Consider the following 13724-nt stretch of genomic DNA (forward strand, 5'->3'; position numbering starts at 1 on the left):
GTCGCTCTATTCGAGCTTCACACCGTTCCGGCTGACGCAGCCGGCATCGCTCTTCACGCTGATCGGCTTCCGCAACTATGTGCGCATCCTGACGGACATCGAATTCTGGACGGCCTTCGGCCGCACCGTGCTGCTGCTCACCGTCGCGCTCAATGTCGAAATGCTGCTCGGGCTTGGCCTTGCCATGCTGGTGGAGAAGGCGACGCGCGGCCAGCGGCTACTGCGCACCATCATGATGTTCCCCATGATGTTCTCGCCGATCCTCGTCGGCTTCCAGTTCAAGTTCATGTTCAACGACAATATCGGCCTCGTGAACAACGCCTTGCAGTCGCTCGGCCTGACGGATCAGGCGATCCCGTGGCTGATCGACGGGTCGCTCGCCTTCTTCGCGATCCTCGTCGCCGAAATCTGGTCGTCCACCTCCGTCTTCGCCATTCTGATCCTGGCCGGCCTGCTTGCCATGCCGAAGGAGCCGATCGAGGCGGCGCGCGTCGACGGCTGCACGCCGTGGCAGACGTTCCGCTACGTCACCTGGCCCTTCATCATGCCCTTTGCCTACATCGCCATGACGATCCGCTCGCTGGATGTCGCCCGCGCCTATGACATAGTGAAGATCATGACGGATGGCGGCCCGGCCAAGCGCACGGAATTGCTCTGGACGCTCGTCTCGCGCACGGCTTACGCCGATGCCCGCATGGGCCTTGCCAATGCCATGGCCTATGTCGCTATCCTGCTGTCCATCGTCTTCACCGTCTATTTCTTCCGCAAGCTCTCGGCCGCGCGGACCCAGATCGCGGCCGAATGGTAGGGAGGACCCGTAAGATGAACGACAACGCAAAAGCCCGTTTCAACAGCTTTCTCCTCGCCGCCGCCCACAAGATCGGCCTGTTTCTGGCCATGACCGTCATCTGCCTGCCGGGCCTGTGGATCGTGCTCGCCTCCTTCCGCCCGACGGTCGAGATCATGGCCAAGCCGCCGGTCTGGATCCCGCGGGACCTGTCCTTCGACGCCTATGTCGCGATGTTTTCCGGCATCGGGCAGGGCGGTATCCCGATCATCGAATACTTCCGCAATTCGCTGATCATTTCCGTCACCTCGACGGTGATCGCGCTCGCCATCGGCATGGCCGGCGGCTATGCCTTCGCACGCTTCCGCTTCAAGGCGAAGTCGTCGATCTTCCTCGGCCTGATGCTGACGCGCACCGTTCCCGGCATCGCGCTCTCGCTGCCGCTGTTCTTCGTCTATTCGAAGCTCGGCATCATCGACACGCATTTCGGCCTGATCACGGCCTATGTGGCGCTCAACGTGCCCTTCACGATCTGGCTGATCGACGGCTTCTTCCGGCAGGTGCCGAAGGATCTCGCCGAGGCCGCGCAGATCGACGGCTGCACGCGCTGGCAGGCCTTCTGGCAGGTGGAGTTTCCGCTCGCCGGTCCCGGCATCGCATCCGCCGGCATCTTCGCCTTCCTCACCTCGTGGAACGAGTTCGCGCTCGCCTCGCAGCTCACCCGTTCCGTCACCTCCAAGACCCTGCCGGTCGGCCTGCTCGACTACACCTCGGAATTCACCATCGATTGGCGCGGCATGTGCGCGCTGGCGGTGATCATGATCATTCCGGCCCTCGTCCTGACCTTCATCGTGCAGAAGCATCTCGTTTCCGGCCTCACCTCCGGCGCAGTCAAAGGATAATCCATGGCAACCGTTTCCCTTGAAAAGCTGGTGAAGCGCTACGGCTCGCTCGAAGTGGTGCACGGCATCGATCTCGACGTGGCGGACCGCGAATTCATCGCGCTGGTCGGTCCCTCCGGCTGCGGCAAGTCGACGACGCTGCGCATGATCGCCGGTCTCGAGCCGATCTCCGACGGCAACATCAGGATCGGCGGCCGGGTGGTCAACGACCTGCCGCCGCGTGCCCGCAACCTTGCCATGGTCTTCCAGTCCTATGCGCTCTATCCGCATATGACCGTGCGCGAGAACATGGGCTTCTCGCTGAAGATCGCCGGTCAGAAGCCGGAAGATATCGCGCCGCAGGTGGAGGAGGCCGCCAGAACGCTCGACCTCACACACCTGCTCGACCGCCGCCCCTCGCAGCTCTCCGGCGGCCAGCGCCAGCGCGTCGCCATGGGCCGCGCCATCGTGCGCAATCCGGATGTGTTCCTGTTCGACGAACCGCTGTCGAACCTTGATGCGAAGCTCAGGACGCAGATGCGCGTCGAGATCAAGAAGCTGCATGCCAAGGTCCAATCGACGGTCATCTACGTCACGCATGATCAGGTGGAGGCGATGACGCTCGCCGACCGCATCGTCATCATGCGAGATGGCCATATCGAACAGGTCGGCACGCCGGAGGATGTCTTCCAGCGTCCCCAGTCGAAATTCGTCGCCGGCTTCATCGGTTCGCCGCCGATGAACCTCAAGGATGCCGAGATCGTGGATGGCCAGGTGGTTTTCGCCAATGGCGACCGCCTTCCGCTGCCGGCCCGCTTCAGGGATCGTGTGACGGCCGGCCAGAAGGTGACGTTCGGCCTGCGGCCCGACGATCTCTATCCGGCAGGCCACGGCATCCATTCCGGTGAAGACGCCGACGTGCACAGACAGGACCTGCGTGTCATCCTGACGGAACCGCTCGGCAACGAAACGCTCGTTTTCTCCGACTTCGCCGGTGCCGAATGGGTCGGCCGCATGCTGAACCCGCGTCGGCTTTCGCCTGGCGAGGCGCTGCCCTTCTGCTTCGACCTGTCCCAGGCGCATCTCTTCGACCGCGAAAGCGGCCGCACGCTGAGAGGCTGACATGGCGAAGATCGAACGCGTCGAACTGAAAATGGTCGACCTTCGCCCGAAGGTCGAACGCACGGATGCCATCCAGAGCTTCGTTTCGCAGGAAACGCCGCTCGTCACCATCACCGACAGCGACGGCGCCGTCGGCACCGGCTACAGCTATACGATCGGCACGGGCGGCTCCTCCGTCATGCGGTTGCTCGCCGATCATCTCGTGCCACGCATTATCGGCCGCGATGCCGACCGGATCGAGGCGATCTGGCACGAATTGGAATTCGCCACCCACGCCACGACGATCGGCGCGATCACCTCGATTGCGCTCGCCGCCATCGACACCGCGCTCTGGGATCTGCGCGCCCGCAAACAGAACCTGCCGCTCTGGAAGCTCGCCGGCGGCGCGAAGGATCGCTGCCCGCTCTACACGACCGAGGGCGGCTGGCTGCACATTCCGGTCGAAGCGCTGGTCGAGGATGCGCTGGCCGCCAAGGCACAAGGCTTTACCGGCTCGAAGGTGAAGATCGGCAAGCCGCACGGTTCCGAGGATTTTTCGCGCTTGTCGGCGGTCCGCAAGGCGGTTGGCGATGGTTACGAGATCATGACCGACGCCAACCAGGGGTTTTCGGTCGACGAAGCGATCCGCCGGGCCGAGCGCCTGCGCGAACTCGATCTCGGTTGGATCGAGGAGCCGCTGCCGGCCGACGACATCGACGGCCATGTCCGCCTCAACCGGTCCACATCGACGCCGATCGCCATCGGGGAATCGCTCTATTCGATCCGCCATTTCCGCGAATATATGCAGAAGGGCGCCTGCTCGATCGTGCAGGTTGATGCCGGCCGTATCGGCGGCATCACGCCCTGGCTGAAGGTGGCGCATGCGGCTGAGGCCTTCGACATGCCGGTCTGCCCGCACTTCCTGATGGAACTGCATGTCAGCCTGACCTGCGCGGTGCAGAACGGCAAATATGTCGAATACATCCCGCAGCTCGACGACATCACCACCTCGCGCCTGAAGATCGAAAACGGCAGGGCGCTCGCGCCGATGACCGCCGGCCTCGGCATCGATTGGGACTGGGACGCCATCCGCGCCCGCTCGATTAGGGAATTTGAGCGGGAAATCCGCAAGGGAGCCTGAGACATGCAGCGCATCGGCATGGTCATCGGCGTCAAGCCGGAGAGGATCGAGGAGTACAAGCGCCTGCACGCCGCCGTCTGGCCAGAGGTGCTGGCGCGGATTTCGGCCTGCAACATCCGGAACTATTCGATCTTCCTGAAGGAGCCGGAGAACCTGCTGTTTTCCTTCTTCGAATATCACGGCGCCGACTATGCCGGCGACATGGCGAAAATGGCCGCAGACCCGAGGACGCAGGAATGGTGGGCCGTCTGCATGCCCTGCCAGGCGCCGCTCGACACCCGCAAGGAAGGCGAGTGGTGGGCCGGTATGGAAGAGGTGTTCTTCCATGGCTGATTTCGATCCGACATCACTGGCCCAATCCTGGCCCCGCCCGTCAAATCCGCGCCCGATCGTCACCTTCGGCGCCGGTTCGATCGTCGGCGATGCGCATTATCCGGCCTATCGCAAGGGCGGTTTCCCGATTGCCGGGGTCTATGATCCCGACCACGACAAGGCCAAGGGATTGGCCGAAAAATGGGGTGTCGCGGCCTATCGCACGGTCGAGGAAGCGGCGTCCGTCGAAGGCGCGATCTTCGATCTCGCCACACCGCCGGCGGCGCATGCGAAGGCGCTGGCCGCCCTGCCGGACGGTGCGGCGGCATTGATCCAGAAACCTATGGGCTCCGATCTTTCGGCAGCGACGGAGATCTTGCACATCTGCCGTGACAAGAAGCTGAAGGCCGCCGTCAATTTTCAGCTCCGTTTCGCGCCCATGCTGCTCGCGCTGAAGGATGCGATTGCCAAGGGTCTGCTCGGCGAAGTCGTCGATTTCGACGTCTATCTGGCGCTCGATACGCCGTGGGAGCTTTGGTCCTTCCTCGAAGGCCTGCCGCGCATCGAGATCGCGATGCACTCGATCCACTATCTCGACGCCATCCGCCAGATCCTAGGCGATCCGCAGGGTGTGCACGCCAAGTCGATCGGTCATCCGAACCATAAGATGGCGCAGACGCGCACGACCGCGATCCTCGACTACGGCGATAGGGTCCGCTGCGCGCTGTCGATCAACCACGACCACAAGTTCGGCCGCCGGCATCAGGCCTGCGAATTCCGTGTTTCCGGCACCGAGGGCGCGGCCTATCTGCAGCTCGGCGTCAATCTCGACTATCCGCGCGGTGAGCCGGATATTCTGGAAATCTATCCAAAGGGCGGCGATGGCTGGGTGGCGGTGTCGCTTGAGGGCACATGGTTCCCCGATGCCTTCGTCGGCCGCATGGCCAATCTCCAGCGCTTCGTTGCCGGCGAAGATGCCGAACTCGTCTCCTCGGTCGAGGATGCCTGGATGACCATGGCGCTCGTCGAGGCCGCTTACGCCTCCAGCGCTGCGTCCGCCACACCGCTTGCCGCGCGACCTTAAACAGGAACATGAGATGGAACAGCTCAAATATTTCGAGGACTACGAGATCGGCGAGGGGCGCAGGACGAGCGGGCGCACAATCACGGAAACGGATTTCGTCGTGCATGCCGGCCATACCGGCGATTTCTTTCCGCATCACATGGATGCCGAGTTCATGAAGACGCAGCCGTTCGGCCAGCGTATCGCCCACGGCACCCTAGTCTTCTCCATCGGCGTCGGCCTGACGGCGAGCGTCATCAATCCGGTCGCCTTTTCCTACGGCTATGACAGGATGCGTTTTGTCAGACCCGTCTTCATCGGCGATACGATTCACACCCGTGTGACGATATCGGCCAAGGAGGACGATCCGAAACGCGCCGGCTCGGGCCGCGTCATCGAGCGCACCGAGGTCATCAACCAGAAGGGCGAGGTCGTCCTCGCCGCCGACCATATCTACGTCGTCGAGCGCCGCCCGCGCGCCTGACGCCCTATGCAAGGAGCAACCATGAGCCTTTCTCTCGAAAACAAGCGTGTCCTCCTCACCGCCGCCGGCCAGGGGATCGGCCGGGCAAGCGCGCTCGCCTTCGCCCGCGCCGGTGCCAAGGTGATTGCGACCGACATCAATGCGGAGGCGCTGAAGAGCCTCGCCACCGAGGCCAATATCGAGACCTACGTGCTCGACGTGCTCGATGCGGACGCCGTCAACCGCGTCGTCGCCGCGACCGGCCCGTTCGACGTGCTGTTCAACTGTGCCGGCTTCGTGCATGCCGGCTCGATCCTTGAGATGGCGGACAAGGACCTCGACTTCGCCTTCGATCTCAATGTCCGCGCCATGGTGCGCATGATCCGCGCCGTGCTGCCGGCGATGCTGGAAAAGAAGGACGGCGCCATCATCAACATGGCCTCCGTCGCCTCCAGCATCAAGGGTGTGCCGAACCGTGCCGCCTATACGATTACCAAGGCCGCCGTCGTCGGCCTCACCAAGTCGGTCGCCGCCGACTATGTCGCCCAGGGCATCCGCTGCAACTGCATCTGCCCCGGCACGGTCGAAAGCCCCTCGCTGCAGGACCGCCTGCGCGCGCAGGGCGATTTCGAGGCCGCCCGCGCTGCCTTCATCGCCCGCCAGCCGATCGGCCGCATCGGCACGCCGGAGGAAATCGCCGACCTCGCCGTCTATCTCGCCGGCGCCACCTACACGACGGGCCAGGCCTACGCCATCGACGGCGGCTGGACCATCTGAACCATCAACGGCCGTCGTCCTTGCGTCGACGGCCAATCCGACCATTTCCAAGGGCGCTTCCATGACCAAGATCACCAGCCTCCGCTCCATCGACCTGCGCTTTCCCACCTCGCAGAGCCTGGACGGCTCGGATGCCATGAACCCCGATCCGGATTATTCGGCCGCCTATGTCGTGCTCGGCACGGATGAGGCGGGGCTGGAAGGCCACGGCCTGACCTTCACCATCGGCCGCGGCAACGAGATCTGCTGCGCGGCGATCGATGCGATGAAACATCTTGTCGTCGGCCTCGATCTCGACTGGGTGCGCGAAAACCCCGGCCGCTTCTGGCGCCATGTGACGAGCGACAGCCAGTTGCGCTGGATCGGCCCGGACAAGGGCGCCATGCATCTGGCGACGGGTGCGGTGGTCAACGCGGTCTGGGACCTGCTCGCCAAGCAGGCCGGCAAGCCGGTCTGGCGCCTCGTCGCCGAGATGAGCGCGGAGGAAATCCTCGATATCATCGACTTCCGCTATCTCACGGACGCGCTGACGCCGGAGGAGGCGCTGGCCATTCTCAAAAAGGCGGAAGCCGGCAAGGCGGCGCGCATCGCGACGCTCGAGAAGGAGGGCTACGCGTGCTACACGACCTCGGCCGGCTGGCTTGGTTACGATGACGAGAAGCTGCGCCGCCTCTGCCAGGAGGCCGTCGATCAGGGTTTCACCCATATCAAGATGAAGGTCGGCCGCGACCTCGAAGACGACAAACGCCGCCTGCGCATCGCCCGCGAGGTGATCGGTGACGACCGCACCATGATGATCGATGCCAACCAGATCTGGGAGGTCGGCCAGGCGATCGACTGGGTGAAGGAATTGCAGCCCTACAAGCCGTTCTTCATCGAGGAGCCGACGAGCCCGGACGATATCGCCGGCCACAAGGCGATCCGCGATGCGATCCATCCCGTGAAGGTCGCGACCGGCGAAATGTGCCAGAACCGCATCGTCTTCAAGCAGATGATCGCCGGCGGCGCGATCGACATCGTGCAGATCGATTCCTGCCGCATGGGTGGCCTGAACGAGGTGCTGGCCGTGCTGCTGATGGCGGCGAAATACGGCCTGCCGGTCTGGCCCCATGCCGGCGGCGTCGGGCTCTGCGAATATGTCCAGCATCTTTCGATGATCGACTATATCGCCGTCTCCGGCACCAAGGACGGTCGCGTGATCGAATATGTCGACCACCTGCACGAGCACTTCCTCGATCCCTGCCGCATCGAGAACGCCGCCTACATGCCGCCCTCATTGCCGGGCTTTTCCATCGAGATGAAGCCGGAGTCGATCGCGACCTATACGTTTCGGCCGTAAGGCCGTCTCAGGTCGGGAATTGCCGGTAACATTCCTCGGCGATCTGCTGGAGCAGGTCGCGGGGAATGTCGCCGGTCACAGCATAACCGAGCGCGCCGTCGATCCAGTAGAAGGTCTCGACATTCTCCGCCGAGGCGAAGCGGAAGCTGGTCTCCCGGTTATCCTCGTTGCGCCCCACTAGCACGGTGATGCGCTGGCCGGTCTCGCTTTCGTACATGAACATCGCCCCCGGCTTGTCCGCGACGGGCAGGAGGCGGCCGCCGACGAGCCTGAAGCCGAGCGTCTGGAGGTTCGGCACCTTCATGTCGTCGATGGCGAGGCGCTTTCCGAGCCAGGTTGCCAGATGCGCTTCCTGATCGGCGAAGACCTCGACGGGGTGACGCACTTCGCTTGCATAGATCAGATAGGCGTTGCGCGCTTCCTGCGGCAGCGCCTCTATCGCCGTCCGCGTCATGGGCTTTCCGAAAAGCGATGGCCCGAAATGGCCGGCAAGGCCGCCGAGCGCGAAGACCAGCACGGCGGCGGCGGCCATGGCAAGGCGGCGCGGCGGGCTTGTGGTTCTCGCACCCGCGACGAGCTGGAGATCCGACGGCCGCGTGGTGGCATAGGAGGCAAAGGCATTGCGCAGCCCGTCGTTCTGCGCCTGCCAGTCGGCGATCATGCGGGCCGTTTCCGGGTGTTCGGCAAGGTGGGCTTCCACGCGACGGCGCGCGGCCTCGTCGAGCAGGCCGTCGGCATAGGCGTGCAGGTCGGCTTCGGCAACGGGATGCGTCTCGCTCATCTCGGGCTCCGCAACTGGATCACGTTTTCCTCCTGCAGCTTCTGCCGCAGCATGTGGCGGGCGCGCGACAGGCGCGACATGACGGTGCCGAGCGGAATATCCATGATATCGGCGACCTCCTGATAGGAATGCCCTTCAACGGCCACCAGCATCAACACCGCCCGCGCATCGTTGGGAAGGTCTCCCAGCGCCCGCACCAGCCGGTTGCGCTCCAGCGGATCGGCCGGAAGCGTGTTCGACGCGACGCCCTCCGCCGCCTCGATACCGACGGAGGGGCGTCGGGCGACGGCGCGGCGCGCGTTGAGGTGAAGGTTGGTCATGATGCGATAGGCCCAGGCGCGGATATTGGCGCCGCGCCATTGCGCGCGGTGGACGAGCGCCTTCTCGACGCAATCCTGCAGCAGGTCGTCGCTCTCGGCATCCGAGCGCGTCAGGCTGCGCGAATAGCGCCGGAGCTGCGGCAGGAGCGCGAGAATCTGGGCGTCGAAGGACAGCGGCGGGGAGGCGATGCCCTCCCGCCTGCCGTCCTCGGGCTTCTGCGGCTGGTCAGGGCTTGGCGACATTCCAGACGCCGTTCATGCCGTCGCCGGTCGCATCGCCTTGCTTCTTGTCCTTGACCCAGTAGTAGAGCGGCATGCCATCCTTGGCCCATTGTTTGGCGCCATCCTTGCGGGTGACGAGCGAATATGCACCCTCCGCCTTCGCACCGGAAGCGGCAAGAGCCGGCGGCCAGTTGGCGGCGCATTTGTCGTAGCAGTAGGATTCGCCCTTTTCGTCCTTTTTGAACGTATAGAGCGTCATGCCCTTGTCGCCGGCGAGAACCTCGCCCTTGGCGGTCTTGACCGTCTTGAAGGGTTCGGCGGCAAAAGCGCTGCCGGCGAGAGCGGCAACGGCGAATGGCAAAAGGATCAGCAACTTCATGGTCGTCTCCCATCGTTACGGCGACTTTTTCCGTGCCGCCAATGTCAAGACACCGGTCCTCCCGCGATTATTCCATCGTCCTTCGAAAAAATGCGAGGGCAGGGGTCTTTATCTTTTCCTTATGCCGCCAGCCCGCCTTCCCAATCGAAACCTGACCCACGCCGCGTCTAGTCTGTCCTCTGCATAAACAGGAGAACGGACATGTCCGATTTCATATTTCTCGCGCTCGGCTGCGGCACCTTCCTCATCTTCGCCGTCTATGCCCGCGCGCTCGACCGGCTGTGAAGGAGGCGACGATGCTCGAACCGCTTTTCGGCCTTCTCGTCGCCGTAGCACTTGGCGTCTATCTCGTGGTCACGCTGCTGCGACCCGAACGCTTCTGAATTCCGGGAGAACCCCATGACCATGATCGGGTGGCTACAGATAGCCCTCTTCTTCCTCGTGGTGCTCGCCACCATCAAGCCGCTCGGCCTCTATATGGCCCGCGTCTTCGCCGGCGAGCGCACGGCGCTGTCGCCGGTGCTCGGGCGCCTCGAGACCGACCTCTACCGCATCTCCGGCATCTCGCCGGGCAAGGAGCAGGGCTGGCTGGCCTATACGCTCTCGATGCTTGCCTTTTCCATCGCCGGCTTCGTCGCGCTCTACGCGATCCTGCGCCTGCAAGCCTATCTGCCGCTCAACCCGCAGGGTTTTGCCGGCATGGCGCCGGACCTTGCCTTCAACACCGCGGTTTCCTTCGTCACCAACACCAACTGGCAGAACTATGGCGGGGAAACCACGCTCAGCCATTTCAGCCAGATGGCCGGCCTGACGGTGCAGAATTTCCTCTCCGCCGCCACCGGCATGGCGCTTGCCATTGCGCTGACGCGGGCGCTCGCCCGCTCCAAGACCGCGACGCTCGGAAATTTCTGGGTCGATATGACGAGGGCGACGCTCTATGTGCTGCTGCCGATGGCCTTGGTTGTCGCACTCGCCTTCGTCGCCATGGGCCTGCCGCAGACACTGGACGCCTCCGTTACGGCAACGACGCTGGAAGGCGCAAGCCAGACGATCGCGCTTGGCCCGGTCGCCAGCCAGGAGGCGATCAAGCAGCTCGGCACCAATGGTGGCGGCTTCTTCAACGTCAATGCCGCGCATCCGTTCGAAAACCCTACGGCTTTTGCCAATTACCTTAACATCTTCGCCATGCTGTCGATCTCTGCCGCGCTCGTTTACGCGTTCGGCGAACTCGTCGGCAACCGCCGGCAGGGCTGGGCGATCATCAGCGCCATGGCCGTCCTGCTGATTTCGGGTGTCGCCGTCATCTACTGGGCCGAAGCCGCCGGCAATCCGATCCTGACCGCTGTCGGCGTCGATCCGGCGCTCGGCAATATGGAGGGCAAGGAGGTCCGTTTCGGCCAGGCGATGACCGCGCTCTATGCCGCCGTCACGACCGGACTTTCGGATGGTGGCGTCAATGGCATGCACGGTTCCTTCACCGGGCTTGGCGGCCTCGTGCCGATGTTCCTGATGCAGCTCGGCGAAGTGCTGCCGGGCGGCGTCGGTTCCGGCCTCTACGGCATGCTGGTCTTCGCGCTTCTCTCCGTCTTCGTCTCCGGCTTGATGGTTGGCCGCACGCCGGAATTTCTGGGCAAGAAGATCGAAGGCCGCGAGATGAAATATGCCATGCTCGCCGTGCTCGTGCTGCCGCTCGCCATTCTCGGCTTCACTGCGGTCTCGGCCCTGTTGCCCGTCGCCGTCGCCAGCATCGGCACGGCAGGTCCGCACGGCCTGTCGGAAATCCTCTATGCCTATACGTCGGCAGCGGCCAACAACGGCTCGGCCTTCGGCGGGCTGACGGGCAATACCGTCTGGTACAACACGACGCTCGGCATCGCCATGCTGCTCGGCCGCTTCGCCTATGTCGTGCCGGTCATGGCGATTGCGGGATCGCTTTCCGCCAAGGTCAAGGCGCCGCCGTCCTCCGGCACCTTCCCGACGGACGGCCCGCTCTTCGTCGGCCTGCTCATCGGCATCATCCTCATCCTCGGCGGCCTGCAATTCTTCCCGGCCCTCGCCCTCGGTCCCATCGTCGAGCACTTCGCCATGCTCGCCGGCCAGACCTTCTAAGGATATTTCCATGTCAAAGGACCATCACGCCGTAAGCCTGCTCGATCCGGCGATCCTGCTGCCCGCAGCGCGCGACGCCTTCGTCAAGCTCGATCCGCGCCAACTCGTGCGCAACCCCGTGATCTTCGTCACTGAAGCCGTCGCGGCCGTCGTCACGGTGCTCTTCCTGCGCGACCTCTTCACAGGCAGTGCCGAGGCCGGCTTTTCCGGCCAGATCGCCGCCTGGCTCTGGTTCACCGTGCTTTTCGCGACCTTCGCGGAGGCCGTCGCCGAGGGGCGGGGCCGCGCGCAGGCCGATAGCCTGAAACGAACCAAATCCGAACTCGTCGCCCGCCGGCTCACCGCTTCTGGCGCGACAGAAACCGTCGCCGCGCCAAAACTCGTCGTCGGCGATATCGTGCTCGTCGCGGCCGGCGAACTCATTCCGGGCGACGGCGAGGTGATCGAGGGGGTTGCCTCGGTCAATGAGAGCGCCATTACCGGCGAATCCGCGCCCGTCATTCGCGAATCCGGCGGCGACCGCTCGGCGGTAACCGGCGGCACGCAGGTGCTGTCAGACGAGATCAAGGTGAAGATCACCGTTGCGCCCGGCTCTTCCTTCGTCGATCGCATGATCGCGCTCATCGAAGGCGCACAACGCCAGAAGACGCCGAACGAGATCGCGCTGTCGATCCTCTTGTCCGGCCTCACGCTGATCTTCCTCTTCGTCTGCGTCGCCATCTGGGGCCTGGCCGGCTATTCCGGCACGGTGCTGACGGTGACGGTGCTGGCGGCACTGCTCGTCACGCTGATCCCGACCACCATCGGAGGTCTTCTCTCGGCCATCGGCATTGCCGGCATGGACCGCCTCGTGCGCTTCAATGTCATCGCCACCTCCGGCCGTGCCGTGGAGGCTGCCGGCGACGTCGATACGCTGCTGCTCGACAAGACCGGCACGATCACCTTCGGCAACCGCATGGCAAGCGATTTTCTGGCAGCACCCGGCGTGGCGCAGAAGGCGCTTGCAGAGGCGGCGCTGATTGCCAGCCTTTCCGACGAGACGCCGGAGGGCCGCTCCGTGGTCGCGCTTGCGACAGGTGAATTCGGTGTCGTCCAGCCGGAAGCCCGTTTCGACGCGATCATCGCGTTCACCGCAGAAACCCGCCTCTCCGGTGTCGATATCGGCGGGCGGCAACTGCGCAAGGGCGCTGTTGATGCCGTATTGCGCTTTGCCGGCGTGGCCGAAGGCGATGCTCCGGCTGAGTTCCGCCAATCCGTCGAGATGGTCGCCCGCAGCGGCGGCACGCCGCTCGCCGTTGCCGATGGCACGCGCCTGCTCGGCGTCATCCATCTCAAGGACGTGGTGAAACCCGGCATCAAGGATCGTTTCGCGGCGCTGCGCGCCATGGGCATCCGCACCGTCATGGTGACGGGCGACAATCCCGTCACCGCCGCGGCTATCGCCTCTGAAGCCGGCGTCGACGATTTCCTCGCCCAGGCCACGCCGGAGGACAAGCTCGCCTATATCAGGCGCGAGCAGCAGGGCGGCCGACTGATCGCCATGTGCGGCGACGGCACCAACGATGCGCCGGCGCTTGCCCAGGCCGATGTCGGCGTCGCCATGCAGACCGGCACGCAGGCCGCCCGCGAGGCGGCCAATATGGTGGACCTCGATTCCAGCCCGACGAAGCTCATCGAGATCGTGGAGATCGGCAAGCAACTCCTCATGACGCGCGGTTCGCTCACCACCTTCTCGATCGCCAACGACGTCGCGAAATATTTCGCGATCATCCCGGCGCTGTTCGTCGCGACCTATCCGGCGCTCGCCACGCTCAACGTCATGAACCTCGCCTCGCCGCAATCAGCCATCCTCTCGGCCGTCATCTTCAATGCGCTGATCATCGTGGCGTTGATCCCGCTGGCGTTGCGCGGCGTGGCCTATCGCCCGGCGGGTGCCGCCGCCCTGCTGCGCCGCAACCTTCTCGTCTATGGCCTCGGCGGCCTACTCCTGCCTTTTGCCGGCATCAAGGCTATCGACCTTGCCGTCAGCGCCCTACATCTGGTGTAACC

General features: G+C 64.2%; 15 protein-coding genes. 12 read left to right on the forward strand and 3 right to left on the reverse strand.

Annotated features, from left to right (window positions below; translation table 11 throughout):
• The 9 genes from ACOZKU_RS11640 to ACOZKU_RS11680 form a co-directional block, all read left to right on the forward strand.
• Positions 1 to 808, forward strand: an 808-nt coding sequence (locus ACOZKU_RS11640) for a carbohydrate ABC transporter permease (RefSeq protein ID WP_421579005.1), incomplete at its 5' end; no start/stop codon positions are given.
• A 14-nt stretch (positions 809 to 822) separates the two neighbouring features.
• The gene (locus ACOZKU_RS11645) at positions 823 to 1689 is read left to right on the forward strand and encodes a carbohydrate ABC transporter permease (protein WP_421579006.1); all 867 of its coding nucleotides are present in this window, start codon (positions 823 to 825) and stop codon (positions 1687 to 1689) included.
• Positions 1690 to 1692: 3 nt separating this feature from the next.
• Entirely contained in the window at positions 1693 to 2790 is a 1098-nt protein-coding gene (locus tag ACOZKU_RS11650; RefSeq protein ID WP_421579007.1) for an ABC transporter ATP-binding protein, read from the forward strand.
• A 1-nt stretch (position 2791) separates the two neighbouring features.
• A complete protein-coding gene (locus ACOZKU_RS11655; protein WP_421579008.1) occupies positions 2792 to 3910 on the forward strand; it encodes a mandelate racemase/muconate lactonizing enzyme family protein in 1119 nt (372 codons plus the stop codon).
• Between the two features lie 3 nt (positions 3911 to 3913).
• Positions 3914 to 4243 carry an L-rhamnose mutarotase gene (locus tag ACOZKU_RS11660; RefSeq protein ID WP_421579009.1) on the forward strand — a complete coding sequence of 110 codons (330 nt, stop codon included), beginning with the start codon at positions 3914 to 3916 and terminating at the stop codon, positions 4241 to 4243.
• The gene (locus ACOZKU_RS11665; protein WP_421579010.1) at positions 4236 to 5306 is read left to right on the forward strand and encodes a Gfo/Idh/MocA family protein; all 1071 of its coding nucleotides are present in this window, start codon (positions 4236 to 4238) and stop codon (positions 5304 to 5306) included. The genes ACOZKU_RS11660 and ACOZKU_RS11665 overlap by 8 nt, the downstream gene beginning before the upstream one ends.
• A 13-nt stretch (positions 5307 to 5319) precedes the next feature.
• Entirely contained in the window at positions 5320 to 5769 is a 450-nt protein-coding gene (locus ACOZKU_RS11670) for a MaoC/PaaZ C-terminal domain-containing protein (RefSeq protein ID WP_421579011.1), read from the forward strand.
• A gap of 21 nt (positions 5770 to 5790) precedes the next feature.
• Positions 5791 to 6525 (forward strand): SDR family oxidoreductase, encoded by a 735-nt coding sequence (locus ACOZKU_RS11675; protein WP_421579012.1) that lies wholly within the window; start codon positions 5791 to 5793, stop codon positions 6523 to 6525.
• Positions 6526 to 6586: 61 nt separating this feature from the next.
• Entirely contained in the window at positions 6587 to 7864 is a 1278-nt protein-coding gene (locus ACOZKU_RS11680; RefSeq protein WP_314088448.1) for an L-fuconate dehydratase, read from the forward strand.
• 7 nt (positions 7865 to 7871) lie between these two features.
• Here ACOZKU_RS11680 and ACOZKU_RS11685 read toward each other — a convergent pair whose 3' ends face one another.
• The 3 genes from ACOZKU_RS11685 to ACOZKU_RS11695 are packed head-to-tail and all read right to left on the reverse strand — an operon-like array spanning position 7872 to position 9566.
• A complete protein-coding gene (locus tag ACOZKU_RS11685; protein WP_421579013.1) occupies positions 7872 to 8645 on the reverse strand; it encodes an anti-sigma factor family protein in 774 nt (257 codons plus the stop codon).
• A complete protein-coding gene (locus ACOZKU_RS11690) occupies positions 8642 to 9208 on the reverse strand; it encodes an RNA polymerase sigma factor (protein ID WP_314088444.1) in 567 nt (188 codons plus the stop codon). Before ACOZKU_RS11690 ends, ACOZKU_RS11685 begins: the two co-directional genes overlap by 4 nt.
• Positions 9192 to 9566 carry a hypothetical protein gene (locus ACOZKU_RS11695; protein WP_314088441.1) on the reverse strand — a complete coding sequence of 125 codons (375 nt, stop codon included), beginning with the start codon at positions 9564 to 9566 and terminating at the stop codon, positions 9192 to 9194. Before ACOZKU_RS11695 ends, ACOZKU_RS11690 begins: the two co-directional genes overlap by 17 nt.
• A 281-nt stretch (positions 9567 to 9847) precedes the next feature.
• Here ACOZKU_RS11695 and kdpF point away from each other — a divergent pair, with 281 nt between their 5' ends.
• From kdpF to kdpB, 3 genes are read left to right on the forward strand one after another with little or no spacing between them, the layout of a single operon-like run.
• Entirely contained in the window at positions 9848 to 9949 is a 102-nt protein-coding gene (kdpF, locus tag ACOZKU_RS11700; RefSeq protein WP_421579014.1) for a K(+)-transporting ATPase subunit F, read from the forward strand.
• A gap of 16 nt (positions 9950 to 9965) precedes the next feature.
• On the forward strand, positions 9966 to 11675 hold the full coding sequence (gene kdpA / locus ACOZKU_RS11705; protein ID WP_421579015.1) for a potassium-transporting ATPase subunit KdpA: 1710 nt from the start codon (positions 9966 to 9968) through the stop codon (positions 11673 to 11675).
• 10 nt (positions 11676 to 11685) lie between these two features.
• Positions 11686 to 13722: a potassium-transporting ATPase subunit KdpB gene (kdpB, locus tag ACOZKU_RS11710; RefSeq protein WP_421579016.1), complete on the forward strand. Its 2037-nt coding sequence runs from the start codon at positions 11686 to 11688 to the stop codon at positions 13720 to 13722.
• Positions 13723 to 13724 lie beyond the last annotated feature (2 nt).

Origin of the sequence: Shinella sp. M31 (assembly GCF_049199205.1) — a bacterium.
GTDB lineage: Bacteria > Pseudomonadota > Alphaproteobacteria > Rhizobiales > Rhizobiaceae > Shinella.

Bases quoted from the DNA above. Each gene is read 5' to 3' on its own strand.
- kdpB (WP_421579016.1), top strand. From the start codon at position 11,686: ATGTCAAAGGACCATCACGCCGTAAGCCTGCTCGATCCGGCGATCCTG.
- kdpA (WP_421579015.1), top strand. From the start codon at position 9,966: ATGACCATGATCGGGTGGCTACAGATAGCCCTCTTCTTCCTCGTGGTG.
- ACOZKU_RS11685 (WP_421579013.1), bottom strand. From the start codon at position 8,645: ATGAGCGAGACGCATCCCGTTGCCGAAGCCGACCTGCACGCCTATGCC.
- ACOZKU_RS11670 (WP_421579011.1), top strand. From the start codon at position 5,320: ATGGAACAGCTCAAATATTTCGAGGACTACGAGATCGGCGAGGGGCGC.
- ACOZKU_RS11650 (WP_421579007.1), top strand. From the start codon at position 1,693: ATGGCAACCGTTTCCCTTGAAAAGCTGGTGAAGCGCTACGGCTCGCTC.
- ACOZKU_RS11655 (WP_421579008.1), top strand. From the start codon at position 2,792: ATGGCGAAGATCGAACGCGTCGAACTGAAAATGGTCGACCTTCGCCCG.
- ACOZKU_RS11690 (WP_314088444.1), bottom strand. From the start codon at position 9,208: ATGTCGCCAAGCCCTGACCAGCCGCAGAAGCCCGAGGACGGCAGGCGG.
- ACOZKU_RS11695 (WP_314088441.1), bottom strand. From the start codon at position 9,566: ATGAAGTTGCTGATCCTTTTGCCATTCGCCGTTGCCGCTCTCGCCGGC.
- ACOZKU_RS11645 (WP_421579006.1), top strand. From the start codon at position 823: ATGAACGACAACGCAAAAGCCCGTTTCAACAGCTTTCTCCTCGCCGCC.
- ACOZKU_RS11680 (WP_314088448.1), top strand. From the start codon at position 6,587: ATGACCAAGATCACCAGCCTCCGCTCCATCGACCTGCGCTTTCCCACC.
- ACOZKU_RS11665 (WP_421579010.1), top strand. From the start codon at position 4,236: ATGGCTGATTTCGATCCGACATCACTGGCCCAATCCTGGCCCCGCCCG.
- ACOZKU_RS11675 (WP_421579012.1), top strand. From the start codon at position 5,791: ATGAGCCTTTCTCTCGAAAACAAGCGTGTCCTCCTCACCGCCGCCGGC.
- ACOZKU_RS11660 (WP_421579009.1), top strand. From the start codon at position 3,914: ATGCAGCGCATCGGCATGGTCATCGGCGTCAAGCCGGAGAGGATCGAG.